This is a genomic window from Methanobacterium veterum, from assembly GCF_000745485.1.
Taxonomy (GTDB): Archaea; Methanobacteriota; Methanobacteria; order Methanobacteriales; family Methanobacteriaceae; genus Methanobacterium_D; species Methanobacterium_D veterum.
This window is the reverse complement of record NZ_KN050694.1, coordinates 12773-38981: the sequence shown is the minus strand read 5'-3', so window position 1 is coordinate 38981 and position 26209 is coordinate 12773. Positions and strand designations below refer to the sequence as shown.

Annotated in this window: 31 protein-coding genes; 24 read left to right on the top strand and 7 right to left on the bottom strand. The window is 29.1% G+C overall.

Going from position 1 to position 26209, the window contains the following annotated elements; translation table 11 throughout:
- The 7 genes from EJ01_RS16745 to EJ01_RS14075 all read left to right on the top strand — a co-directional run.
- A partial coding sequence (locus EJ01_RS16745; RefSeq protein ID WP_169740470.1) for a DUF6270 domain-containing protein occupies positions 1 to 2038 on the top strand: 2038 nt, incomplete at its 5' end.
- A gap of 732 nt (positions 2039 to 2770) precedes the next feature.
- Positions 2771 to 3337 (top strand): zinc dependent phospholipase C family protein, encoded by a 567-nt coding sequence (locus EJ01_RS14100; protein WP_048082380.1) that lies wholly within the window; start codon positions 2771 to 2773, stop codon positions 3335 to 3337.
- A gap of 514 nt (positions 3338 to 3851) precedes the next feature.
- Positions 3852 to 4574: a methanogenesis marker protein Mmp4/MtxX gene (mtxX, locus tag EJ01_RS14095; RefSeq protein WP_048082379.1), complete on the top strand. Its 723-nt coding sequence runs from the start codon at positions 3852 to 3854 to the stop codon at positions 4572 to 4574.
- On the top strand, positions 4562 to 5329 hold the full coding sequence (gene uppS / locus EJ01_RS14090; protein WP_048082378.1) for a polyprenyl diphosphate synthase: 768 nt from the start codon (positions 4562 to 4564) through the stop codon (positions 5327 to 5329). Before mtxX ends, uppS begins: the two co-directional genes overlap by 13 nt.
- A gap of 42 nt (positions 5330 to 5371) precedes the next feature.
- Positions 5372 to 6130: a YchF/TatD family DNA exonuclease gene (locus EJ01_RS14085; RefSeq protein ID WP_048082377.1), complete on the top strand. Its 759-nt coding sequence runs from the start codon at positions 5372 to 5374 to the stop codon at positions 6128 to 6130.
- A 153-nt stretch (positions 6131 to 6283) separates the two neighbouring features.
- Complete coding sequence (locus tag EJ01_RS14080; protein WP_048082376.1) at positions 6284 to 6484, top strand: hypothetical protein; 201 nt, start codon at positions 6284 to 6286, stop codon at positions 6482 to 6484.
- An 804-nt stretch (positions 6485 to 7288) separates the two neighbouring features.
- On the top strand, positions 7289 to 7975 hold the full coding sequence (locus EJ01_RS14075; RefSeq protein WP_048082375.1) for a DUF1565 domain-containing protein: 687 nt from the start codon (positions 7289 to 7291) through the stop codon (positions 7973 to 7975).
- A gap of 140 nt (positions 7976 to 8115) precedes the next feature.
- Here the strand turns inward: EJ01_RS14075 and EJ01_RS14070 are convergent, their stop codons facing one another.
- A complete protein-coding gene (locus tag EJ01_RS14070) occupies positions 8116 to 8346 on the bottom strand; it encodes a PRC-barrel domain-containing protein (protein ID WP_048082374.1) in 231 nt (76 codons plus the stop codon).
- Between the two features lie 233 nt (positions 8347 to 8579).
- Positions 8580 to 8963 (bottom strand): carboxymuconolactone decarboxylase family protein, encoded by a 384-nt coding sequence (locus EJ01_RS14065; RefSeq protein WP_048082373.1) that lies wholly within the window; start codon positions 8961 to 8963, stop codon positions 8580 to 8582.
- Between the two features lie 340 nt (positions 8964 to 9303).
- On the opposite strand from EJ01_RS14065, the gene EJ01_RS14060 reads away from it, so the two are divergent.
- The 3 genes from EJ01_RS14060 (at position 9304) to EJ01_RS14050 (ending at position 10815) form a co-directional block, all read left to right on the top strand.
- Entirely contained in the window at positions 9304 to 9597 is a 294-nt protein-coding gene (locus EJ01_RS14060) for a hypothetical protein (protein ID WP_048082372.1), read from the top strand.
- A gap of 218 nt (positions 9598 to 9815) precedes the next feature.
- Positions 9816 to 10094 (top strand): hypothetical protein, encoded by a 279-nt coding sequence (locus EJ01_RS14055; protein WP_048082371.1) that lies wholly within the window; start codon positions 9816 to 9818, stop codon positions 10092 to 10094.
- Between the two features lie 73 nt (positions 10095 to 10167).
- Positions 10168 to 10815 (top strand): 2,5-diamino-6-(ribosylamino)-4(3H)-pyrimidinone 5'-phosphate reductase, encoded by a 648-nt coding sequence (locus EJ01_RS14050; RefSeq protein ID WP_048082370.1) that lies wholly within the window; start codon positions 10168 to 10170, stop codon positions 10813 to 10815.
- 122 nt (positions 10816 to 10937) lie between these two features.
- On the opposite strand, the gene EJ01_RS17575 is transcribed toward EJ01_RS14050, so the two are convergent.
- Positions 10938 to 11096, bottom strand: a complete 159-nt coding sequence (locus EJ01_RS17575; protein WP_169740468.1) for a hypothetical protein — start codon at positions 11094 to 11096, stop codon at positions 10938 to 10940.
- A gap of 332 nt (positions 11097 to 11428) precedes the next feature.
- On the opposite strand from EJ01_RS17575, the gene EJ01_RS14045 reads away from it, so the two are divergent.
- The 11 genes from EJ01_RS14045 (at position 11429) to EJ01_RS13995 (ending at position 20385) form a co-directional block, all read left to right on the top strand.
- Positions 11429 to 11857, top strand: a complete 429-nt coding sequence (locus EJ01_RS14045; RefSeq protein ID WP_048082369.1) for a MarR family winged helix-turn-helix transcriptional regulator — start codon at positions 11429 to 11431, stop codon at positions 11855 to 11857.
- A 133-nt stretch (positions 11858 to 11990) separates the two neighbouring features.
- Positions 11991 to 13697, top strand: a complete 1707-nt coding sequence (locus tag EJ01_RS14040) for an MFS transporter (RefSeq protein WP_084689241.1) — start codon at positions 11991 to 11993, stop codon at positions 13695 to 13697.
- A gap of 303 nt (positions 13698 to 14000) precedes the next feature.
- On the top strand, positions 14001 to 14294 hold the full coding sequence (locus EJ01_RS14035) for a hypothetical protein (protein ID WP_048082368.1): 294 nt from the start codon (positions 14001 to 14003) through the stop codon (positions 14292 to 14294).
- Positions 14295 to 14348: 54 nt separating this feature from the next.
- Positions 14349 to 15011, top strand: coding sequence for a glycerophosphodiester phosphodiesterase (locus EJ01_RS14030; RefSeq protein ID WP_048082367.1), 663 nt, complete (start codon positions 14349 to 14351; stop codon positions 15009 to 15011).
- 92 nt (positions 15012 to 15103) lie between these two features.
- On the top strand, positions 15104 to 16273 hold the full coding sequence (locus EJ01_RS14025) for a tyrosine-type recombinase/integrase (RefSeq protein ID WP_048082366.1): 1170 nt from the start codon (positions 15104 to 15106) through the stop codon (positions 16271 to 16273).
- Positions 16274 to 16901: 628 nt separating this feature from the next.
- Entirely contained in the window at positions 16902 to 17108 is a 207-nt protein-coding gene (locus EJ01_RS14020; protein WP_048082365.1) for a hypothetical protein, read from the top strand.
- Positions 17109 to 17111: 3 nt separating this feature from the next.
- Positions 17112 to 17261, top strand: a complete 150-nt coding sequence (locus EJ01_RS17395) for a hypothetical protein (RefSeq protein WP_157197642.1) — start codon at positions 17112 to 17114, stop codon at positions 17259 to 17261.
- 438 nt (positions 17262 to 17699) lie between these two features.
- The gene (locus EJ01_RS14010; protein WP_048082363.1) at positions 17700 to 18437 is read left to right on the top strand and encodes a hypothetical protein; all 738 of its coding nucleotides are present in this window, start codon (positions 17700 to 17702) and stop codon (positions 18435 to 18437) included.
- Between the two features lie 105 nt (positions 18438 to 18542).
- Positions 18543 to 18938 (top strand): hypothetical protein, encoded by a 396-nt coding sequence (locus EJ01_RS14005; RefSeq protein ID WP_048082362.1) that lies wholly within the window; start codon positions 18543 to 18545, stop codon positions 18936 to 18938.
- Position 18939: 1 nt separating this feature from the next.
- Positions 18940 to 19518 (top strand): hypothetical protein, encoded by a 579-nt coding sequence (locus tag EJ01_RS14000; RefSeq protein WP_048082361.1) that lies wholly within the window; start codon positions 18940 to 18942, stop codon positions 19516 to 19518.
- 183 nt (positions 19519 to 19701) lie between these two features.
- Positions 19702 to 20385, top strand: coding sequence for a hypothetical protein (locus tag EJ01_RS13995; RefSeq protein ID WP_048082360.1), 684 nt, complete (start codon positions 19702 to 19704; stop codon positions 20383 to 20385).
- A gap of 4 nt (positions 20386 to 20389) precedes the next feature.
- Here EJ01_RS13995 and EJ01_RS13990 read toward each other — a convergent pair whose 3' ends face one another.
- On the bottom strand, positions 20390 to 20881 hold the full coding sequence (locus EJ01_RS13990) for an NYN domain-containing protein (RefSeq protein ID WP_048082359.1): 492 nt from the start codon (positions 20879 to 20881) through the stop codon (positions 20390 to 20392).
- A gap of 495 nt (positions 20882 to 21376) precedes the next feature.
- Positions 21377 to 22342 (bottom strand): HNH endonuclease, encoded by a 966-nt coding sequence (locus EJ01_RS13985; RefSeq protein ID WP_157197641.1) that lies wholly within the window; start codon positions 22340 to 22342, stop codon positions 21377 to 21379.
- A gap of 171 nt (positions 22343 to 22513) precedes the next feature.
- On the opposite strand from EJ01_RS13985, the gene EJ01_RS17390 reads away from it, so the two are divergent.
- Positions 22514 to 22651 carry a hypothetical protein gene (locus EJ01_RS17390; RefSeq protein WP_157197640.1) on the top strand — a complete coding sequence of 46 codons (138 nt, stop codon included), beginning with the start codon at positions 22514 to 22516 and terminating at the stop codon, positions 22649 to 22651.
- Between the two features lie 77 nt (positions 22652 to 22728).
- Here EJ01_RS17390 and EJ01_RS13980 read toward each other — a convergent pair whose 3' ends face one another.
- On the bottom strand, positions 22729 to 23115 hold the full coding sequence (locus tag EJ01_RS13980; RefSeq protein WP_048082357.1) for a hypothetical protein: 387 nt from the start codon (positions 23113 to 23115) through the stop codon (positions 22729 to 22731).
- Positions 23116 to 23363: 248 nt separating this feature from the next.
- On the bottom strand, positions 23364 to 23636 hold the full coding sequence (locus EJ01_RS13975; RefSeq protein ID WP_048082356.1) for a hypothetical protein: 273 nt from the start codon (positions 23634 to 23636) through the stop codon (positions 23364 to 23366).
- 192 nt (positions 23637 to 23828) lie between these two features.
- Between EJ01_RS13975 and EJ01_RS13970 the strand changes: the two genes are divergently transcribed.
- Entirely contained in the window at positions 23829 to 25520 is a 1692-nt protein-coding gene (locus EJ01_RS13970) for a DUF262 domain-containing protein (protein WP_052376228.1), read from the top strand.
- 162 nt (positions 25521 to 25682) lie between these two features.
- Positions 25683 to 26168, top strand: coding sequence for a hypothetical protein (locus EJ01_RS13965; protein WP_048082355.1), 486 nt, complete (start codon positions 25683 to 25685; stop codon positions 26166 to 26168).
- Positions 26169 to 26209: the final 41 nt, after the last annotated feature.

Here is a 26209-nt window from a genome sequence, read left to right as displayed (position 1 = left end):
TAATTTTGTGGATACAGCTTTAAAATTTGACCATATATTTACAACAGCAGAAGAATGCGTACAAAAATACAAAAAAGATTATGGACACAAAAGCGTTCACTGTTTAATGTTTGGGGCACAACCAAAACTATTTAATCCCATTACTAAACAGAATAGATCTAACGAGGTTATTTTTGCAGGTAGCTGGTATGGAGACATACATGTTCAAAGATCCAAAGAAATGATAGAAATTTTTGATAATATTTTAGATAGTGGATACAAATTAAAAATTTATGATAGAACATATACTCCAAATAACCCAAATTCTAATTTTCCAAAAAAATATCTTAAATATGTAAATCCTGCAGTACCTTTTGATCAAATTGAAAATGTTTATAAAGAGAGTATATATTCTTTAAATATTAATACAGAAACTAAATCAAAAACCATGTTTGCAAGACGTGTATTTGAACTTATGTTATGTAATACACTAGTTTTATCAAACTATTCTGAAGGTATGTACGAATTATTTGGAGATAATGTTATATTCGTGGATGAAGGAAAAGTTAATTTATCTTTTTGCGGAGAAAAGCGAAGTAATAATTTGTATAATGTTTTAAGGAATCATACATATTCACAACGGTTTAAACAGATTTTGGACACAATTGACTATAAGTATTTACCAACAGATGATAATGTTACAGTTTATTATGTTGTTAACGATCAATCAGAAATTAAGGACATTTTAAAGCACTATGAGTCTATAACTTATGTAAATAAAAGATTAACATTACTTTTATCTAAAGACATCCCAAATCATTTAATTAAGAACATATATCAAGAGTATGCAAACCATGAGGTTTCGGTATATTCTTTAAACTATCTTCTTCAAAATAAAGAAGTTTCTAGCACGCTTAATAAATTAGAATCATACCATGGAAATCCTCAAAATATAGAAGAATTAATTTCCAATGAAACTCCTTACTTTATATTTGCTAATCTCCAACTTAAGGAAGATTTCGTGGAAAAAGGAATATTACACTACTCTTATATTGAAACAGACATTGGAATTGCTCCAGGAGAAAAATTCAGATTTAAAAAAGTTAAAGACATAAATAACATTATTTTCCATAACAAAAAGTTTATGGACGTATTTAACAGTATTTTTAAAGAAACCTCTATTGAGTTTACTGTTTATACATTGCAAGACTATAAGCAGGATGTACATGGAAAATTAAATTCGGAAACTTCTGAAATTTCAAAAATTGATATAAATATTCCAGATATTGATATTCATGGTAGTTGTGTGAGCAGAGATGTATTTAATTTTGATAAAAATAAAGAAATAAAAATAGGCCAATACTTTGCAAGGCAATCATTTGTAAGTGCAGTTAGTACACCATCTATTGAAAAAGTCAATGTTAATCTTCCATCTGCTTTCCAAAGAAGGATGGTAGAAAGTGATTTAAGGAAAGATATGTTTGAAAAGTTATCTCTCAAAAAAGCTAATTATTTACTAATAGATTTAATAGATGAAAGAATAAATTTGATTAAATATAATAATTCTCTATTTACTTTTTCCGATGAATTAAAGAATTCTAATTTTATGGAAGATTTTGATGTAGAAGTTGTGGATAAACTAAGTATGGATGATTCTATTTGGAAAAAAGCAATGGATGAATATGTAGATCACCTGCTGAAGATATATGATGAAAATAGAATTATTATACATGAAGCTTACCTAATTGAATCATATATTACCATAGATGGTGAAAAAAAGTATTTCCCTGAAGATAACAGGAGATACATTAAACTACTTAATAGATTCTTTAAGAAGTATTATGCATACCTAAAACAAAAATTACCCAATGCACATCTTATTTCTATTTCAGAGGATAACTATTGCTTATGGGAAGGCCATTTATGGGATAAAGCCCCAATGCACTATGAAAACAGATATTATCAGGATGTTCTGAGAATCATAAAAGACATAATTTATAAAGAAAATTATAAAGACAAGTTTATGAATGAAACTATTTTAAAAAAGCTAAAAACATAATATGAAAACTAGTTAAATAATTACTATTTTGATAAAACCTAATTTTATTATTTTTTTTGTTCTGACTATTTTTGATATCTAATTCTAGTCTAATCTCTACATAGGATATGTATCCATAATATATGTTGCAATAAATAAAATAGCCGAATTAAATATCAATAGATGACAATTTCAAGTATTTTTTCTACACATTACAGTTTTAGGTATAATTTTCAAATCGTTATTATTCCACTATTTTTAATTTTAAATTATTAATCAACTATCTTTTGCACATTCCGTGAAATCTATCACATATTTATTCTAAAGTACATTTTTAGAAAAATTAGGCTTTACAATATTTTCTATTAAATTATCAAAGTTATTATGTCCTAATATCATTTAAATGAAATTGGATTAGATACATAACCCGATTTATCTTATTAACCATTAATGATTTGGATAATTAAAAAATTAGATTAAAATAAACTTTACAATAGTAAAAAAGTTGGATAAATAAACAAGTATTCTTTTTCTTTTATGCATTTATAATCATTTATACTAATTTTATATCCCACAAGGCATATTAAAACTTAATAGAAGTTAATACGGGTTTATATTAGTTTTTGAGATTCTGAAATTACTATTAAGTGAAAGTATTAACTTACATGGTCGAAAGTAATAATAATTAGTAAAAATATATTACTAATTGAGTATTAAGGAGATGATAAGACGAAAAAAATTGCAAAAATTTTAATGGTTTTTCTGCTGTCGGTACCCCTACTAATTTCACCAGCAGCAGCATGGGATGTACAAAACCACCAAGATATTGCAAGCAAAGTATATTATTCATTACCCCAATCTGTACAACAGAAACTAGACTTAAATGAAATGAAACGAGGATCAATAGCTCCAGATGTAGTATTCAAAGACTATAATCCCAACCACCAATACCCTGCAAGTGCTACACAAGCTCAAATCTGGATTAATAAAGCAAAAAAAGCATATAAAAGCAAAGATTACAAATATGCCAGTTACTGTTTTGGAGTAGCTTCCCATTACATTACAGATACTTTTTCAGCTCCCCATGCCGTAGCTGGAGAAACTTTAGCTCAACACGTGGCTTATGAAAACCAGGCCATTAAAATGAAACCATCAATAAGATATAAAAGCGGAAGTTTAAGTTCATTACTAAAATACGGCTACCTACAAGGACGACAAGACTGGTCACTATGGCTTAAAACTAAAAGCACAAGTATCCCTCAAAGAGATTTAAACAACGCAGGATCAGCAGCATACAGCATAATAAGAAACTGCTTCTAAAAATTTAATTGATTGGACTTTAAAATTTAACCAAACAAGTCATGATATATGGCTTGTTTAATATTTTTTATTTTTTGTAAATTTACTTTAAATATCAACTTTTAAATTAAAAAATAATTATTTTGGTGTCATTTTACATAATATAACTTAATTAAAAAAATATATAAAGAAGAGATTTACATTATTATTTCAATGAATAACTGAGATGATAAATATGAATATAATTTTACCCTTTTTTTATTAACAGAATGTAGAATATATTGACTAAACGAATTTATTGAGTTGTAAATTATAAAAATAAATAGTTTAAGCACCATACACTTCTTTAAAATAAGCTTTATAAAAATAACTACATTTTATAGTGACTGAGGTAATTTTTAGACTTATAAATTTTTAGATATTCAAAATTGAAAATTTTGAAAGTAGTCAAAAATATTTGGTCAGTCACTATAAATTAAGTTAAGTTAATATTTAAGTAATATAATTATAAGTTATAACTCAGGTTACGGATAATATGAAGATTGCAGCGGGTGTCGGTGAAAATAAAAACATAATTGAAGCTTCTAAAAAAGTAGATTTCGAAGTTATTTTAACGGAATCTGAAGATAAGCTTATTAACATGCTTCTAAATAAAGAAGTAGATGCTGCTGTAAGAGGATCCCTCAGCGCTTCCAAGATGTTAAGTATACTAAAAGAAAAATATCATAGCAAATTATACAGGGCCTCTTTTTTAGAAACAAATGGTCAAAAATTTTTGTTTGCCCCTGTGGGAATTGATGAAGGAGATAACCCTGAAGAAAAAATAAAAATAATAGAATTAGGGGCAGAATTCTTATCAAAATTAGGAATAGAACCTAAAATCGCAGTACTTTCTGGCGGAAGACCTCAAGATGTGGGTAGAAGCCAGAAAATTGATGATTCAATTGCAGACGGAGAACGTGTAACAAGTGTCGCAAAAAGTAAATATTCTGTAAAACATTATTTTATATTAATAGAAAATGCAATAAAGGATAATGTAAACTTCATTTTAGCACCGGATGGTATATCTGGAAACTTAATATTTAGAACTCTGATTTTTTTGGGTTCAGGAAAAAGCCATGGTGCTGTAACACTTGGAATAAACGAAATTTTTATAGATACTTCAAGATCACAAAGCGTAGAAGGATATATTAGAGCCTTAGAATTTTCAAATTATCTAGCAAGATTAAAGAGTAGGAATGAAAAATGCAACCATTAAAACCACTTTATAAAATTTATGAATGGTACATATCAAGAAATCTCAAGCCCGAAAACATGCCCAAACATATTGCCGTTATAATGGACGGTAACAGGCGGTACACAAAATTAATGGGTAACATGGAAATTATAGACGGTCATAAAAGAGGGGTAAGTACCCTTGAAAAAGTTCTGGACTGGTCCATTGAATTAGGGATAGAAATTGTAACAGCCTATGCATTTTCTACCGAGAATTTTAACAGACCTCCAAAGGAAGTGAAAGGTCTAATGAAGCTATTCCAAAAAGAATTTGAAGGAATAGCAAAAAATCCAAAGATTCATAAAAATGAAGTAAGAATAAATGCAGTAGGTAATTTAAATTTACTTCCAGAAAATGTAAGAGAAGCCATAAGAATTGCAGAAGAGGCTACATCTTCCTATGACAAACGAATTGTAAATATTGCAATAGGCTATGATGGGAGAATGGAAATAATCGATGCTATAAAAAAGATTTCAAAAGAAGTTAAAGATGGAAAACTAGACTGTGAGGATATAAATGAAGATTTAGTCAATAGAAATCTATATACTGCAGGCCTGGAAGATCCAAATCTTATAATAAGGACAAGTGGAGAAGAAAGGCTCAGCGGGTTCCTACTATGGCAGTCCTCCTATTCAGAACTATACTTCTGCGATAGTTTATGGCCAGAACTTAGAAAGGTTGATTTTTTAAGGGCGCTTAGATCATATCAAGAAAGAGAAAGGCGTTTTGGAATTTAAACCTATAATTTACTTAATTTTATTTAAAGTTGAGGGAACGTTATGATCGATGTACATTGTCATGTTGATTTTAAAGATTTTAACAAAAACAGGGAAGAGGTAATGGCACGGGCAAAGAAAAAATTGTCTGCCATTGTTGATTCTGGAGCTACATTAGGCGGAAATAGAAGAGCTTTAAAGCTTGTAGAAGATTATAAAGGTTTTACACATGCTGCACTTGGATTTCACCCCGTTAGTGCGACAAAAGCAGATCTTGACATAATCGAGAAAGCAGTTAAAGAAATACATGAAAATATAGACAAAGCAGTAGCTATTGGAGAAACTGGCCTTGATTTTCATGAAGTAAAAGATACTGAATCAAGAAACAGGCAGGTAAAAGTCTTCAAAACATTCATCGACCTTGCAAATGAATATGAAATGCCCATCATACTTCACGCAAGAGATGCTGAATTAAAAGCTTTTGAGATAATAAAAGAGCATTCAAAAGATATCGATGTTATATTCCACTGTTATGGTGGGGATATTGAAACAGCACATAAAATAGTAGATGAAAGCTATTATATTTCATTTTCAACCATAATTGCTTATTCCAATTATCATGAAGAGCTTGTAGAAGAAATACCAATTCAAAATATACTAACTGAAACTGACAGCCCTTATCTTTCACCTTTCAAAGGACAAAAAAATGAGCCTTCATTTGTAGAAGAAGCAGTTAAAAAGATTGCTGATGTAAAATCTTTACCTGTATTTAAGGTAGATAAAAAAACAGAACGGAATGCAAGGAAAGTTTTTGATATTTAATCTCTACTATCAATTACAATTCCAATACTTCATTTTGCTCCTTTAAAAAAGAAATTAAATTGATTCCATAAAAAAACTATAAAAAAATTGAGATTTTAATAGGAAACTGCATATCCAGTTAGTTTTTTATAGTGTATTTAGCAAAAATTTATTATGCAAAATGATCTTTTAATATTTGGAATAATCATTATTTTCACAGCTTTATATTTTTTAATATCAATTGTAACTGGAAGGAGAAAAGATTCACCTGATAAATACTTAATCAACGATTCAAGTATGGAGTATCCAAAATATATAGGTGTGCTTTTAGGCGGAATTATACTTATTATTCTGGCCGTTATTTATGTTAGTTAAAATGAACTTATTCTTTTTAATATTTTCTTATTGTCACCAGGATGGGGGTTTCATAATAGGGCTTAACTTAATTTGAATTATATTTCCTACTTTTTTATATACCCCTCGTAAGAATAAACGTGTAACATATTAACCTAGGGGCACTCTTCTCACGGTATCATGGAGTTTAATGAGTGCCCCTTTAATGGTAGGTGCTTATTTTGTAGTGGTCTTACACCTTTGAGAACTTATGAATATTAATAAGTCGATTATGTGCTATTAATCACATTGATGCTGTAATGAAATTATTTAACTCCAGTATTTAGTGATTATTATTAAGCTATGGAATTGAATTTTAATATTAAATATTATTACCATTGTGATTATAAAAATTTAATTTTTAACTGCTCAAACTCCATATTTTAATGTTATTATTCTTCCATATAAAATTAAATATAAGTGAATTTGTGAAAATGTAGTACATTTATAAATTAAATCAAATAATAAAGAAATGGTCATCAATAAGCATGAAAACTATGACTGGTACCTTCTAAATAGAGCGCCAATGTTTTGGGAATTCATAAAAAGTAGTTATATAAAATAAGTTATTTTTAGCCTTTTAAATAATTTTAATCTTACATTAAAATTTATTTATAATTTTATGCACATATAACAGTTTAAATAACATTAATAGAGATTATTAATAAATTTAAGCCATTTATTTTATTAAATAATTATTATTTATGTATGATGAGCTTATTTCGATCCATATAAAATAAATGAATTGCAATTACAGCTTGATTTTAGGAAAATTATTTATATCATTTGCTACTTACTTGTAATCATTTATTATTACGGCATAAAGGAAGTGAAAAGATCGAATATAAAACAACAAGAGGAGTTTTAGGTAATAGGTTAAATGACAGCATCTATGTTGATCCTGATACTGGAAAAGATGATAACACTGGTGCAGATTACAGTCCATATCGAACAATAAAGAAAGCCCTTAAAGAAGTAGAAACAGACGAAACAATACGGTTAAAAAACGGGATCTACACTGGAAATGGCAATAACGCGCTGATAATTGATAAAAATGTTACAATAATTGGTGAAAGCCAAAAATATACCGTAATAGATGGAGAAAAAATTTTTTCTATATTTGAAATTGGTTATGATGCTCACCTAAAAATCCAAAATTTAACAATGAAAAATGGAATAGGAGATAACGGCGGTGCTATCTACAATAAAGGTACTTTAACCGTAGAAGAGTGCACTTTTGAAGCTAATAAATCAAACGAAGGCGGCGCTATCTACAATAAAAATATGGGTAAATGTACAGTAAAAAAATCTAATTTCAGAGATAATAATTCTAAAACAGCCCATGCTATCTACTGCAATAGCGATGTTTATGTAGAAGCCCTATCAAATTGGTGGGGTTCTGCAGCAGGCCCAACTGAAAAAGATATTTATGGCCATGTAAAATACACTCCATGGTTAACAAAACCCATTTAAATAATTCAACAAAAATGAATGGTTTTATTTTTTTATTCTATTTTTTGTAAAAATTATTTAATAAGTTTAAGATTTAAATTAGAGGTTAATTTTAAAAAAATGATGAAAAATCATTCATATTATAGATGATTTTTCACAGTTCAACGCATTTTTGACTTAAGCATTACCTTTTCTCCGATATTATCAACCTGGTTGCATGGTATAACTTTCTTTTCACCCAGGCCTATTTTTGTAGCTGCTCCCCCTTCCTTAATTACCAATGATTTAACCTGTTGTTTTCCTCTAACTATTTCTACGTCTTTAACTTCTCCAACTCTATCTCCAGAGCTGTCCACAACTTCTTTTCCAACCAAATCGCCCACAACATGCATACTATCACCTTTCTTTATTCATACATATATTCTATATATTATTACTATTAAAAATGATATTTATACATTTCATCCAGGCCAAAGTTTCGAATCATCCATTTAAATAGAGGGATAAAAAAAACCTTATTTCATAATATAATCCAGATAAACATCAAAATTCAATTTTAACAAATTCATACGATTAATAAAATTTTTTAGTTAGGGCTAAAATCTAAAAAGAAAAATAATTATAATTATTCTTCATTATCCAGCTCTTCAAACACTTCTTTAGCTGTATATACTGCGTTTAAAGCCGTTGGAAAGCCAGCATAGACAGCCATCTGGATCAATACTTCCACGATCTCTTCACGGGTGCAGCCCACATTTAAGGCCCCTAAGATATGGCTCTTGAGTTCTGTTTGGGCATGTCCTAAAGTTGTAAGACTTGCAATTGTTACAAGTTCCCTTGTTTTTAGATCCAAACCCGGACGGGTATAAACATCCGCATAAGGAAATTCAGCAACAAAACGCGCTAGATCAGGAGCAATATCCTTTAGATTATCTGCTAATTCTCCATAAGACTTGGGATGCATCATTTTAAGCATTTCTAACCCTTTTTTGTATCTATCTTCACTCATTTTTCGTCTCCATTTAATTAGTCAAAATCCACGTATTTAGTTTTGATTCAAGTTATTTTAAACTTTTTTATTAATTTATTGCTATCACCATCTTATTTGGAGCAAAAATGAATATCAAAGCACATACTGACATATGTACTCCTAAAAATTGAGTTCTAATCCCAATTAATGTCTACTAATGAGAAATTTGGAAATTAATTTTCCTATACTGTCTTTTGATAATTATAATTTCATTGTTAAAAACTAAATAGAAAATAATTTATATTACAGATGAGAATATACATGCTAATTTCTAATAGATTAATACAACCTTAAGGATCAATTGTTTAAGTGATAATTCATGTTAAAACAGATAGGAATTACAGGACATAATATATTCTCATTTCTGGATGATGGATGGCTGTTCGACCATATAGACGAAATTAACATGAAGTTAAAAGCATATAAAGAAGAAGCATTTATAGATGAACTTTTCAGTAATCCTAAAGAAATTATCGTACTGCTAAAACTTGACTATTTTCACGAACTAACTCCAGAATACATTGAATCTGCTATCTATGAATTTAAAGAATATTATGAATGTGTAGTGGACAAAATTATGGACGGCCATTTTTTAAACGACCAGAAAGGATAGTTCACGAAATAATCCATGTGTTAGCTGAAATTAATTGCAGCTGTTTTTTAACTTAGTTTATAAACTGAAAGTTCTAAATTTTAAAAGTAAAATATTACAACATATCTTTCTCTAAATCATTTACATTTGATACCATTTTAAATCAATCAGGTTAACATGTTAAATATAATGATGTTTAAAATACTCTTAAATTTTAAATAAAAAATAGAGATGAGGGAATGAATATGAAAATCGTTAGTATACTGGCAGTAATCATTATAATAATAGGATTTGGCCTCCAATCTGTAAGTGCAGTATCATCCATACCTTCAGTGGACAATATTACAAACACAACACAAGAAGCAATTAACAACGCTTCTGATACAGTTAACCAGACCGCCCAAGATGTCCAGAACACACTGGATCCGATCCAGGACATTCTAAACAGCATAAATTCAGTTTTAAATACTGTAAGTTCCATAGTACAGAACATCCAGCAGATATTTGGCGGCTACTAACCGCCTACATTCCATTATTTTTTTTACATTCCAAAAACAATTTAAAGCTTAAATGATTTGCAAACGTGATAAAATGAAACCTCATGTAATATTAAACGCTGCAATGACCTTAGACGGTAAAATTGCAACCAGAACAGGAAGTTCTGAAATTTCAGGTAAAGAAGATTTAATAAGAGTTCATAAGCTGCGGAAAGACATGGATGCAATAATGGTTGGAATAAACACGCTTCTTGCAGATGATCCAAGACTTACCGTGCACAAAATTGAAGCTGATCCTGAGGACAACCCTGTAAGAATAGTTGTTGACAGCAAAGCCCGTACTCCCCTAAACTTTCGTATTTTAAACAATGACGCACCTACAATAATAGCAACAACAGAAAATACAGACCCTGAAAAGACCGAAGCTCTAGAAAAAAAAGCAACTGTTTTAAAATGCGGTAAAGATAGAGTTGATCTTAAATCTTTAATGAATGAACTTTCAAAAACAGGGATAAAGACACTGATGCTTGAAGGGGGATCAACACTGAACTATTCAATGCTTGAAAATGGACTTGTTGATGAAGTCAGGGTATGTGTAGCTCCAATGATTGCAGGAGGTTCCAATGCCAAAACTCTTGTCGATGGCGAAGGTATTGATAAGATGAAAGATGCGGTTAAATTAAAACTTAAAAAGAGTTATGGTTTAGGTGAAGATCTGATACTGGAATACGACGTGATTTAACAGCCTATACTACTAAAAATAGAAATTGTTCAATACATTTTAAACAACAACAGATAGGGTAAAAATCGGATACGAGAATATAAATTAATTCACTCCATATAAACTAAAAAAAAAGGAATTGTTCAATACTTTTTAAAAAGTAACAGATAAATTCCCAGTATCAGCAATATGGCCGCTATTATCATTATTAAATAATCAAAGAAACTTGGAACTGCAATTCTTACTACTACTATTAAAATAGCTATTATAATGTAGATTATACCCGTAATTTTATCATTCATAATTTCATCCCCCTTTTTTCTTTTATAAATATATTAACTACATAATAATTATATTTTTGTAAATTTTAAGGCAGTGCATGATTAAAAGATGAAAGCTAACTTATTATATAATGCTAAATTAATTATCTTTAAATAGCCTTATTTTTATTAAAAATAAACAATAAAAATGATTTTTTAAATAATTAAGTCTTAAATTAACTTTTTTAATTAATTAAATAAATTAAAATTAACTTTCAAGATCATTTCAAGGATTCCTGGAAAGGTTTATATGCCTGCAGAACATACTTAACATATCAACTATTGACATATCAACATTATATGGAGTAATTTATATGGACTACCTTCTCGATGAAAGTTCTATTATATGGCTAATTTCTAAATCCAGGTATTTATTAAAAAGAAAACTCCAGGATGAACTCAAAGAATATGATATCTCACTGGAACAGTGGGCCATTTTAAGTAGAGTATACCGCGCAGAAGGGTGTAACCAGAAAAAAATAGCTGAAATGTCGCTTAAAGACAGGGCAGCTGTTACAAGAATATTAAATATACTTGAAAATAAAGAACTGGTGGAAAGAAAAAATTCTACCTACGATAAAAGAGAATTTCTAATATATTTAACAGATAAAGGTCATGATTTATATAACAAAACAGCTGTAATAATGTCTCAAAGTCTGCATGAAATTAATTCCATATTTAGTGAAAATGAGCTGAAACAATTAGAACTCTCATTAAATAAATTAATTTCAAATCTAGAATAGCTTTTTTTAAAGTTAATAGTTACTGCTAATTTAATATTATAATAGTTGATAAATCAATTATTGATAAATCATTCTATTAAATTATGTCTATTTCAAAGGTTTTCAGATTCTCAGGTAATTAAAGGAGGAAAAAATGTCATTATCATCTACCCCATCAAATTCAGAAAATAATAAAGGTCAACCTAAAGCAGTATGGGCCGTATTTTTCGCATCCATTGTTGCTTTCATGGGCCTTGGGCTTGTTGACCCCATTCTACCAGCCATCTCCAATCAGTTAGGGGCAAGCCCAAGTCAAGTTACCCTGCTGTTTACAAGTTATAATGCAGTAATGGCAGTAGCCATGCTCATTACAGGGGCTATTTCTACAAGACTGGGTATCAAAAAGACATTAATCATGGGAGTCATAATTATAGCAGCATTTTCAACTCTCGGAGGTCTTTCAAACAACATCTGGACAATTGTGGGGCTGAGGGGATTTTGGGGAATAGGCAACGCCCTTTTCGTGGCCACTGCATTAACTGCCATAGTAACCCTCTCAAAAAGTGGGACAGCTAAATCTGTCATTTTGTACGAAGCAGCCATTGGCCTGGGAATATCAGTAGGTCCCCTCCTTGGAGGTTTACTTGGAGGAGCATCCTGGAGATATCCATTTATTGGGGTTGGCATACTAATGGCAGTGGCATTCATTTTCCTTATTACCCTAATGCCAAAGAAACCAGAAGCCCCAACTAAAACAAAATCAACTACATCTTTACTTGATCCATTTAGGGCTATGAAACACCGCCCCATCAGGGTGTTTGGGATTGCAGCGTGTCTTTACAACTTTGGCTTTTTCACCCTCCTTGCATATGCGCCGTTTATCATGGGGTTAGATGCCTTTGGAATAGGACTAGTATTTGTAGGTTGGGGTGTCCTGCTTGCTGTTACATCGGTCTTCGTGGCGCCTAAACTTCAGCAGAGGTTTGGAACAATTAAATCCATGTGTGTAATGTTAACCCTGTTTGCAGTTGTTCTCCTGGTTATGGGTATCTGGACATCGGTACAATGGGTTGTTATTGCATGCATTATTTTTTCAGGCGCGCTGCTTGGAAATAACAATACACTGATTACAACCGCCGTTATGAACGCTGCCCCTGTTGAACGTTCCACTGCATCTGCTGCATACAGTTTTTTGCGTTTTATAGGTTCTGCAATTGCCCCTGCATTAGCAGGAATATTAGCCGAATTATTTTCACCCCATGTCCCATTTATTGTGGGAGGATGCTTTGTCCTTGGTTCTGTGGTATTTGTGCTGATAAACCGCAAACATGTTTACCATGTTGATAGAGCTGAAAAAATTGAAGAAAAACTAGGAGGAAATGTTTTGAAAGTTAAAGACTTCATGATCCGCGACGTTGTTTCCATCAGGCCAGAAGCGACTATTAAAGACCTGCTGAAACTGCTGATTGAACACAATATTGGAGGAGTTCCAGTGGTCGACAACCATAATAAACTAATTGGAATAGTCAGCGACGGGGATATTATCCGCTACCTTGCACCAAAAGAAGGATCTGCTCGTGATTTTATCTACAGTGTACTTGTTGAAGAAGGCGAAACAGAGCAGAACGTGCTGGTTGAAAAAATAAATACCAATGTAGCGCATATAATTGCAGGCAGTATCCTGCATAAAAAACAGTTGTACACAGTAGAAAAAGGAGATACATTCGAAAAGGCCATGAATATCCTGTCAAAGCACCACTTTAAAAAGCTTCCTGTGCTTGACTGTGATGGCAAAGTCATTGGCATCATAAGCAGGGGAGATTTAACCAACAATCTGCTTAAAATGATTGCTGCAAAATAAAAGGTTCTATTAACATACATGAAAAACAAAGTTAATCCATATACTTTTTTGAGTAATTCTAAGTTGATTTTAACATGAGGTTTAAATACCTTCAAATACAGCAGGATATTCAATTCAACCATCAAATAAAATTAACCCACATACTTAAGTAATTCTAAGTTGATTTTAACCGGGGTTTAAATACCTTTGAATCTGGTAGAATATCCAATTTAAAGTTAAAAAATAAAATTTAGAAAAATATATAACCTCAAAAACTGATATTATCATGCAATAAAACATTTTAAGAAATAGGAGACGATTTTAATGGAAGTTGAAAATGTATTTACTATAACCAGTTTAGATCAATTAGTGGTGTTAGAAATAAATGAACGAGTACACGACATTTTATATAAAGCAAGCAACGACATTGAAATTACAGAAATAGATATTGAAACTTTAAAAATAGACAGTTTAACTTTAGGGCTAATTGAAGACAACGGCCCATTTAGAGTAATAGCTTCTAACCTCATAGCTAAAATTAACTATATATTAGACAACATTGAAATGGAAGAAGACGACGAAGACATTTGCGGGTGCGGGTGCGAAGAAGAATACTAATTCTTTTTCTTTTTGTTATTTTGATTTAAATTAATTTTAATGCAGGTGTACTAAATGCAGGTTATAGCCCATAGAGGTGCATCATTTTTAGAGCCTGAAAACACCATAAGAGCAATTGAAATGGCTGTAAAGATGGGTGCGGACTTTGTTGAAGTTGACGTGCGGGTAAGTAAAGATAACAAGCTTGTTATAATGCATGATGCAGATATCAACCGGACGACAGATGGAAAAGGGCTTGTAAAGGATTATACGGTTTCAGAACTTAAAAAACTTGACGCTGGCGATAAAGAAACAATCCCAACACTAGAAGAAGTAATGCAATGTGTAAAAAACAGAATAGGACTTGTAATTGAGATTAAAGAGCCTGGAACCGAAGGTAAAATCCTTGAAAAAATAGATGAAAATAATTTAGAAAATGTCATATTGACCTCTTTTTACCACAAAAGCATTAAAAATGCAAGGAAAATGAACCATTCTGTAGATGCGGGGATTATATTTACCTGTCAGCCGGTAGATGTGAACCAGATGGCATCTAATGCCAATGCCAACATTATTTTTCCAAGTTATAGATATATGAATGAAGATATGGTAAAACAGGCCCATAGAAATGGGATATCGGTTTATCCTTGGACCATTGACGATCCTGAAATATTTGAAAAATTCGTTGAAATGGGTGTTGACGGTATAGTGACCAATAAATTGATAGAGAAAAGATGAATAAATTAGGTTTTAGTATACTTTAGAAAAAGACAAGTGGATAAAAAAGTACACTTTATACTTTTAAATACTAGGAAAACCAACTTATTTTTATGAAAGTAGAAAATGATCCAATAGTTCAAGAATATTACAAGGATCGCCAGCTAGCAGAAGCAACCAGAGAAATATACACTTACCATTTACAAAATTACAGTGATTTCATAGGTCTAAGTCCCTCCGAATTTATCCAAGAAGCTGATGAAGAGGAAGAAGAAGGAATTCGACCTAGACATAGAAAAATAAACAAATATCTCAAAGAACACCGTAAACATTTAGAGAGCATAGAATACAGTTTTAGGAGTATAAGAATTGCATTAAGTGTAATTCGAAGTTTCTACAGAGAATATGAAATAGAATTACCCACACGTAGACAACCTAACACTCGTAAAAGCAAACAAATTTTAACTAGTAAGGATATACCGTGCAAAGAAGATATTCTACTTGCTTTAGATTTTGCAAATGTAAAATACCAAGCCATTATTCTACTTATGGCATCTTCAGGAATGGGAAGATCTGAAATAATAAGTTTAACTTTTAAAGACTTTATAAAAAGCCTTAAAGAATATTATCAACCTCACGAAGGTGAAATAGATTTAACTTTGTTAAGGCAAAAGCTTGAGAGAGTTAAAACTCCTGTTGCTACTTGGAAAGTTGAAAGAATTAAAACTGGTATGAGTTATGTTACTTTTAGTTCTCCTGAAAGTATTTACAAGATACTTGATTACTTGGAACGAAGTAAAACTCACACTGGACACTTAGATGAACCATTATTTCAAGGTAGTAGAGGAGGATCTCTAAAAAAAGGTACATTTGCTAAATACTTCCAGAAAATTAATGAAAAAGCGGGGTTCACTAAAAATGGATCATTAAATTTCTTTAGAAGCCATAACCTTAGAAAGTATTTTGCTACAAATTTAAGGCTCAGTGGTATGAACCAAATAAGCTGTGATTGGTTATTGGGTCACGACATTAAAGATTCTGTAAGGAGTGCTTATTTTCTTGAGGATCCAACAGCTCTTAAGCTAGAATACATGCAGCACTTAGACAAAATATCTATCACTGATAAAATCAAAGTAAGAGTTGTAACTAATGAGGACTATGAGAAAGCATTGGTAAAGATTGAAGAACTAGAGAAGCGTCAAGACGAAATGGAACAGACAAAAAAACTAATGGAAGAGCTTTTAAGTGATAAAGAATTTGCTGAAGCGAGGATTAAAAAGTAAACCAATCTTAATCCATATTTCTTAAATTTTTTTTAATAATTATAGTTTTAATTGATACATTTTAATTTTGAAGATAAACATAAAAGTATTTAGAACCGTTAAAAGAGAAGACATTTTAGATCAAGAGTTTAAGACTTAATTAATTTTAATAATTGTGAATAATCATTATGGTTTTGAATTTTTAAAAAGACATTGCATAGCATTTTTGCCTCTAAAGATATAGCTACTCAGGATTATTATATCTGCTTAATTAACTTATTTTCTCAATAATCAAGCTAATTTTAAGTCAATTTAGTTCATAGTTCACATATGAATTTGTGACATCCTATATAAGGTTTCCCATTTCTATTTGAGAATATAAAAGACAAATAGGCATTGAAAATGCTAAAACTATATATAGGATTATAATTAGAGTATAATATGAAGTAAAAAAAGCCCTAATAGTGGGGTTTATGGTTGATGTTGGCGCATCAACCGGTCATAAGATTTACGGCGTCCGAAAAACTGCCAATCATATTTCCCCATTTATTTTATGGGATTTAGTGTGATTTATATCTTTTGATTTTCATTTTATGAAACCTGCTATTAATGCTTTTTTCTCCAATAAAAAATATATAGAGGTATAATAATGAATAATAATTTTAATTATAGGAGAATATCAGCTTATATTAAGCCAAAACAATATAAAAAAATTTTAGAGTTCAAAAAATGTCTTCTTAAAGAATACAATATTAATATCCCAATAACTCAATTATTCCGTGATTCAATTGACATATTTATCGATAAAACTGAGAAAGAAGGATTAAAAAGTTATTTAGAAGGTAAAGGGTGGTAAACTATGTTCATATTTTACAAGGGTGAAAAAAGAACTCTTGAGGAAATTTATGAAAAAGAAAAACAGAATCCCAAAAAACCTGAATTCCTAAAAACCATTAAAGAACTTCTTGATCTAGAAAAAAATGAAATCAATAGAAAATGTGGACAGTGATAACCTGATAAAAGAAGAATTTCTAAAATTTTGGAATTTTATTACTGTAAAAAGCGGTGAATTAACTAATTATCAAAAATATGAAATCACCGTCACCACTAGTCAATCAGGGTTACAGATGAAAAAAACTTTAGAAATATCATTGAAAAATTATATGAATAATGACATAATATGTTTTATTTCAAAAAATAGCTTATTAAAATATTTTAAAAGTTTCTATAAATGTTTTAATTTTGTTTATTTAAAAAACAAGAGTACAAATATGTTATATATACATTATAGTTTATTATTAGTAAGTATTAATAATATTAAAAATGTTTATTGTAAAGGAAAAAAAGTCTTTTTTTCAAGATTTCAATCTAAGAAAAAGTCTTTTTCTCTAAAATTTCAACGTCGGTTATCCCATGAATTAAATTCTTTATTTCAGGAGGAATTATAATGGCTCTTAAAAAACTTCCTGAAATAGATGAAAACGTTAAAAATCAATTTACAAATGCTGTTAAAAATCATTATGGAGGGATTAAGTGGCGAGTACTAAGACAAGAGACACAAAACGCTTTAACATATTATGTAGAAGTAGGTCCCCTTAGTGAGGACTTATATATTGAAAATGAAACCACTGGTGATGTTGAAAAAATTAAACTAACAATACCTGCCTTTCTCAAGAATTTTGACAATCAAAATGTATATCTGTTTGACAAAATTGATACCGAATATTTGAAAAATGTTGTAGCTAAAATAACAGGCAAAGATTCTGAATATAACTGGAGAAAATGGAGTAAAATAATAAAGCAAAGTGGTAGAATAAAGCAAATGAAAGGTACTCGTCATTATCGGATTAATAGGAAAAGATTCAAGTTTATTTCAAATGACTTAAAAGAATTCTATGACCTTCAAATCCAAGAAAGACAGCAATACTCTTATGAAAATGTAAAGGAGGATACTGCTAACAGGATTTATAAAAAATTAGCTATAGGTCAAACAACTAAGTTAATTGAAATCTGTAAGCTTGGAAAAATATCAGAGAAAGAAGGTAAAAAAGTAATTGACAAATTGGAAAATCAATCAAAGCTTCAATTAGTTAGTAGAGGTATTTGGAAAGTTTTAGATCCTGCAGCTGCAAGAGTAGTAAATGAAAATTCATTAATTGAAGGAGGCATGCTAAAATGCCATTAGAAAGGGTACACCCCTACCCCTATTTTTTGGTTAAACTTCAAACAATTATGGAGTCTTATTTCAGTTGTTTAGATTACTATAATGTTTATTTGGAGGTTTTAAAGCATGTCTGAACATGACATTAACAAAATTATAACATCAAATTCTGAAATCAAGTATGATGATCGAGATATTGTTTTGTCTAAACTGATGGAATCCATTGAATGGTTACATAATAAGGCTAATAATGGTAGAATCACGAATAATGACGTTAAAATTATTAATGCACGCATAACTGTTTTCAAAACCTTAGCTTATATGTGTAGCATATATAACCAAGTAAAAAAGGACTTTGATATTGAACATTTAGCAAAAAATATGGAATCATTATTAAACGAAGTAAAAAGAAGTAATGAACTAAAAGAGAATGAAAACAAGCTTAAACTTAAAGAAAGTTGTTTAACTGAAAAAATAGAATCGTTAGGAGAAGAAATAACCAAATTCAAAATTAAGGAGATATAATATGGAAAAAAATATTAAGAAATTACAAGATGAATATTTTGATCTTTTATTAGAATTACCTTTACCCGAACTTAAAAAGATTTATCATAATATGTCCTACGATGCACATAAAGCATTGTATATAGATCACAATGATGAAGAATTTAATAAACATTTTAATGATATAATTGGCCTGCTTGAAAGAGTAGAATCCCATAGGGCATCTTTACTCGTTGAAGATGCGAAAACCTTAGAAGAGATTATCTACGAGTTAAAAGCGATGATTAGATCAGAATGGATTAAAAAAGATATCTTAATAATGAGTTATACTACACAAGTAGGTTTAATCATTGATTCTTTAGAAGAATTTGAATTTACAGATGATAAAGAATACCTTGATAAAGCTAAAAATTCATTAAATACATTATTTGAAATTCCAAAGGACATTAATGGTTTTATGGAAAGACTAAAATGGGTTGTTAGAAATTCAGGCCAGTTTAATGAATTGACTGATGAAGACAAAGAATTTATTAAAGATTATAAGAAGTTCATTAATATATATGAGTCTAAAGGAAAAATAAGAGAATTAAAACTGAATTGAATGAAAGAAATTTAATAAAATAATCTATAAAAATTAAATATTTTTATTTTATTTTAGTTGCCTCATTAAAATTCCATTTGAGAAAATAAAAAATTTAAAAAATATTTTATTGAATCTAATTTGGAAATAATAATAGTAAAGAATTAATAAAAGATTTATTTAAATAAAAATATATTATTTAATATGAACAAAAGTGATATAATTATTTTAGTATTATTGACATCGGTTCTAATTGTAGTCTTTGTTGTTTCAGCATTAATTTTTAATTTATCAACACAAATGTTAACTCTTCTTTCAGTGTTGATAGGTTCTTCTATAACTCTTGATATTACTGCATATTACAAATATGTTGACTTTAAACGAGACAATGAAAAAATAGAAAATACAATTAAAGGAGTTCTAGATAGTGAACTACCTAAAGATTTAAAAATATTAAAGAACAATTTTTCTTGTCTTGATACAGAATTGAGTTCAATTTCGAAAGAAGGTGTTCAAACTTCAAGTATGGGAGAGTTTAAAACTAGTTTTTGGGATATGATTTTGTTAAATATTCCAGTATTGCATGAATCTAAAACTTTATTAAAAGATTCGGGACATGGTATTGAGAATGTAAACCAATATATCTCAAAATTAGGAGATATTGCAAGCAATATGGAAAAAATAAATCAATATATTAGAATGAAAGAGAATTATAAAATAATAAATTACCACATTTATAATAATTCAATAGTGGTCAAAGATTATGATCTACTTCTAATAAATTATCATATTAAGCTGTTTGATTTGTTGAAAGAATTACGTAAATTACAGAAAGAATTCGATTTTAATGTGGAAGAATTAGATAAATATGTTCAAAAATTCAAATAACTATTTATTTTCTGAAGGGACATTTATTTAAAAGTTTTTCATTAATTTCTATTTCCCTATCACATATATCTCTTAACTTTCTAGAACGGTTCCATTTAAAAGATGCAAGTTCTATATTTTTACTTAAGCCTTTTACAGCTTCTATAGCAGGTTGAAAAATAGGATTATTAGAAACAAGTATTCCTACATCATAACTATCATTACTAGCATATCTGATCATATCAACAATTAATTTAATATTAGCCTCATATGGATTATTGGCACGTCTAAGTATCACATAGTCGCTATTTCGTATTGCATCAAAAAATTTTTGCTGTTCTTTATACGTATTTGGGTTTATCTCTTGCTTAAATTGAACGTTATAATAATAAAGACGGAACAATCGATTATATGGTGAACATAAATGTTGTCCTAAACTGCAAAAATCAATACGGTGATCTTCAAGACCCTTATAAAAATAATTTCCATCAACAAAAACCATACCTTTGGTTAACATGAATTACAATCCGTTATTAATTTAAAGAGAGAGTTACAAAGTAACTCTCTCGAAAATATACATTTACCATTAAAGCTTAGCCGAATAGTTCCTCCTAACAAAACTCCTTTGAGAGTAGAGGAATTCGGCAACTTCATGGTAAGCAAGTTTATATACAATATGTTTATTGTTTTTCTTGATTAATATAATTATTGATAAAGTTATGCAAAAAATTAAAATAAGGAATTGAAAAATCCACTATTTTCCAAGGATAAAATATAAATAGTAGATATAATACTGATTACAAAAAATTACTTTGATTAAAATAGTTAAATAAATATATTATTAGTACATCAAACGATGCTTTATTAAAATAGCTATTTCAAGACATATCTAATATATAAACTAATTAAATATATATAATAGCTATATTTCAAAGTTTATGGAGTCTAAAAATAGAGTATACAATTTATGTTCTAATTGTTTCATTAAGTCAAAAAGTTATACTTGTAAAAGTTAATCATTTAAATTTGACAATTTTCTTCTGAAATAACTAGCAATTTTATCGAATTTATAATTTAAATAATTAGTTATGTAAATTTTTAAATACATCAATTTGCTACTTTCTTTTTGAGCCAATTCTAATTCTAGTCTATTAGCCCTAAGTTTAGAATGATATAATTTTTCGTTTAAGTTATAAATTTCGCGTTCTTTATCTTTTATTATTTTAGTTAAAGAATCATGTTTGAGTTCTAACTTTCTACGTTCTTCTAAGCTAGATTGATACTTCATATAAATGTAATTAAACGCTTGAAATGGATTTTTAGATTTTAATTCATTTTTTAGTTTGTTATTTTCTATTTCTAATTCCTTAATATCATATTTTAGCTCTTTATTTTCTATTTTTAATTGTATAATATGCTGTTTTAACTCTTCATTCTTATAATTCTTCAGATTCTCATTTTCTCTCTTATAATGTTTTAGTTTTTCATTTTCTCTTTTTAAAGCCCTGTGATATTCAATGAACTTAACATCTTTTCTATTTGAACTAAATTTAGGAAAATCAATTTTAGGCATTGATTCAACTTTTTTTTCTAAATAAGGAATCCAAAATACAGTATTATCTCCTTTAGGATGGCATTTTTTACATAATGTTACTAAATTCTCTTGGGAATAGTCTCCAGGATTACAATCTATATGATGAACCTCTAAATCTTGCTCAGAATCACACTCAATACATTTATTCTTGTCTCTTTTTATTATAGCTTTTTTTTGTAAAGGTGTAAGAGCTATACGTGGCTCCCAAATGGTTCCTTCTTTGATTTCTTCAAAGATTTTAAATTTTATATCACTGGATACATTTGATAGATATTTTACTGATTGATCAGAATTCAATGAAATAGAACCTATGTGAGCAAGTATAGTGTGAGGATGGCTATTCCCATTCAAATATTCCATAATAAACAATTCTTCAGCATTCATAGTAATATATTATAAATAATAAATATTAATAATTATTTTGATGGAAAACTAAGTTGTAATCCAATCAGAACTTATTTAATTGCTTCGTTATAGCCATAATTACGAAATAAAACCAATATAAACAAAATAATTTATAAATAAATTAGTTATATATGGTTATAAGTGGTTATCATGGAAGAAGAATATTATACGAGTATAACAAAAAAGACCGGAAAACAAATTTATATCCCAAATATATTGTTGGAAGCTGCAAATGTGCAGGAAGGAGATTATATAGAGGTTAAAATAAAAAAATTAAAAAAAAACTAATTATTTCATATACTGCATCTGCTCTTCTAATCTTTTTTCAAAAATTTAAAATTATTTTGTTCAAATATTAAATATTATTACCTAAGCAACATCTTCGCAAGTTCCGCAATTATTTTTTGAGTAGTAAGTTGAAAAAGCTCCTTTTCGAGAGTTTCTTCAGTATACATTTTTTTTGTAATTTGCTTTGAAACATGCCTAGACGCAACACTAATTCCACCGTTAACTAATTCCTCAAGTGGTAACGAATTAATTGTACTAATTATATTATTTGTTCTTGTATCTACAGTATAATATGTGGGATCATCTAAATTTAGATGATGTTCAAAATTAAATTGTCTTAAATTTGGTGCGGGCTGAACCAGATATCCCCAAAGATTTTGATTTATATATCCGCTAAATACTAAATTTTGTAATTTATTATTTGGATCGTAATATAAATAGTTCACATATGGTTGATTTAACATTATAATACCTCGGTTTATAGATTTATGAAATTATACACTATAATTAATGTACAACTATTTAAAACTTTTCTTATTTATTTAAAAAAGTAAGAGGATGTTAAACGAATGCTAGGAAGTCCAGTTATAACTTAAATATTCTGAATTTCTGAATAACTGAATATGTTCCATTTTGGAAACAATTCAAATAGAGTTGGTTCAGTTAGTGCAAAAATTACACTTGTTAGAGCTACTCTTCTATTTTTTGAAAATTAACTATCTTCAAGTTCTTTTAATTCTTCTTTTAGTTGTTGTATTCTAATTTTCTTTAGCATTTTAGGATTTAAACTTAATTTTTGGATAGTATCTTGTAATTCTATTATTCTATTTAATAAGTTTCCAAAATCATTATATTCAATACAAACAACATGGTCTCCATGGTTTAAATCTTCTAGAAAATCTGGATGAGACATTATGTATGGTTTTATTCCCTTTTCGACTATACCCATTCCAAACTTTAAATTACGTTTACCACTTTTAGACATTTAATCACCTATAAAAATATAATGTCTTATTGTATGAAGTAATGCCGTTTGAAAATATAATAAAACGAGAATATGTTATTATTTTAGTATAGTTGCTATAATCTTTTCTATTCAATTGTAATAGCAAATAATATTATAAAGTTATAATTGACATTAAAATTGAATTAAAATTCTAATGGGGATGGGGATAACATGAAAGCAAATGATACTCAAATTCGAGTCTTTTTAGAAGGAAGTAAACAATTTATAGTTCCTTTATTTCAAAGAGAATATGTTTGGGGAAAGGGAGATATAGAAAGATTGTGGTTGGACATACAAGAAACAGAAACAGAATATTATAAAAAAAAGCATCATTTTTTTGGTTCTTTTGTAACAATGCCCACGCCCGGCAGTGCTTCGACAGTTTCAGAGTTCACTGTAGTAGATGGACAACAACGATTGACAACAATATATATTATACTTGCTACACTTAGGGATAGAATCAAAGAATTAGATCCAGAAAATCCCGCTATAACTGAAATCGAAGCCTTATATTTAATGAATCCGCATCGTGCCGATCATAAATTTAAATTAATACCTACTCAAAATGATCGAAAGATTTTTTATAAAATAACAGAAGGACAAGATATTAAAGAGTCCAATAACTTAATTTTTGGATCTTATAAATTTTTTAAGGAAATATTTGCAGATATAGATGAAATCAGCAGATTAGATTTAATTAAAGGAACTATATTATCCAATTTTTCAATTGTTGATATATATTTAGAAGAGAATGATGATCCTTACTTAATATTCGAAACACTTAATGGAACCGGAGAACCACTAACTCAAGCAGATTTAGTTCGAAATTACTTATTTATGAAATTAAATCCCCAAAATCAGCAAGAAATTTATAATAACATATGGTTACCATTACAGACATTTATAGAAGGAGATAAAGAAATTGAAAATAGAAAAAGAAAAGACAAAAGAATGGATAATTTCATTAGACACTATCTTGCTATGGAGGGAGACCTACCAACATTTAATGGATTATACATAACACTTAAAGAACTTGTAGATAAAACTACAATGGGTCAAGAAGGCGTAATAAAGATAATGAAAAGACTCCACCGGTTTTCTGAATATTATAGTAAATTTTTGTATCCTAAAAATGAAAAAGAAAAGGAATTAAAAATTTATTTTGAGAAATTTAACCGCCTAAATAGTACAACAGCTTATCCATTACTACTCAAATTATATGATAATTATAGGGATCAAAAGGTAGAGTTCTTTATAGAAGATTTTATTGACTGTTTACATGCAATTGAGACTTTTGTGGTAAGGAGAGCAGTTTGTGGTATTAATGTAAGTGCATTAAATAAATATTTTCCAAGGATATGTACATCACTGGATGAATCCAATATAGCCCAATCACTAAAAGAAACATTAATGAATAGCACAGGAAACCAAAGAATGCCAGATAGAAAGGAGTTTAGAACATGTCTTAAAGATGGTAATTCCCCCAGACAAGTCAATAGATACATTCTCGAAGAAATAGAAAAATATCCAGATAATAAAGAAATAGTAAAATTAAATGAAATGCAAATTGAACATATCATGCCCCAAACCCTTAATAAGCAGTGGAAAAAAGATTTAGGGGACGATTGGGAGTCAACACATAGGAAATATTTAGAATCCATTGGTAATTTAACCTTAACTGGTTACAATCAAGAATATTCTAATAAAACATTTAAAGAAAAACGCGACATGAAAAATGGATTTAAACAGAGTGGTTTAAAATTAAATCGTCACTTATCTCAACAAAAAGAATGGGGTGAAAAACAGATTAAAGAAAGATCAAATGAACTTGCAAAAACAGCTCTAAAGATTTGGAATTTTTGATCCTACCACTATCTATTTTAATAGTAAATTATATTTTGGGGAAACTTTCTTATCTTTTATTACATCCCCTAAATATGACTATAAATTAAATTACATATATTATTCATCAAAACTAATCAAAATTTTATACATTTGGGCATTTTTATCATACGGGATGATAATTTGAAAAAGAAAGCATCAATTTTAGTTTTATTTTTAATTTTAGGAGTAGTTGGAATTTCAGGGTGTACCGATAAAGCATCACCAACGAATCATTTTGATAATAAGAAAATTGCTTTTGATTATCCAACAGGATTAAATGTTACCCGCGATGGATCAGAGGACATGTGGACCCTTACAGTGGGAGATAAATATGTTCCATTGTGTACAATAAGTTACATTAAGTATGGATGGCGCATTAATTCAATAGATCAATATATTAAAGAAAATGGTAAAGATGCACAAATTAATAAAACAACCATTGCAGGAAAACCTGCTTATTCAATTGTTTACAATTACGCCAGTGGAACAGCATATAGTACACTAATTGATATGGGAAAAGGTTATTTAACTATAACTCCATCTGTAGATACAACTGCTAAAAATCAACAAGAAACAGAAGATTATAAGGTTTATACTACTATCTTGAATAGTTTAAAGATATATTAAATATTTATATGACAAAAGCCTATTAGAAGCCACAAAATGGA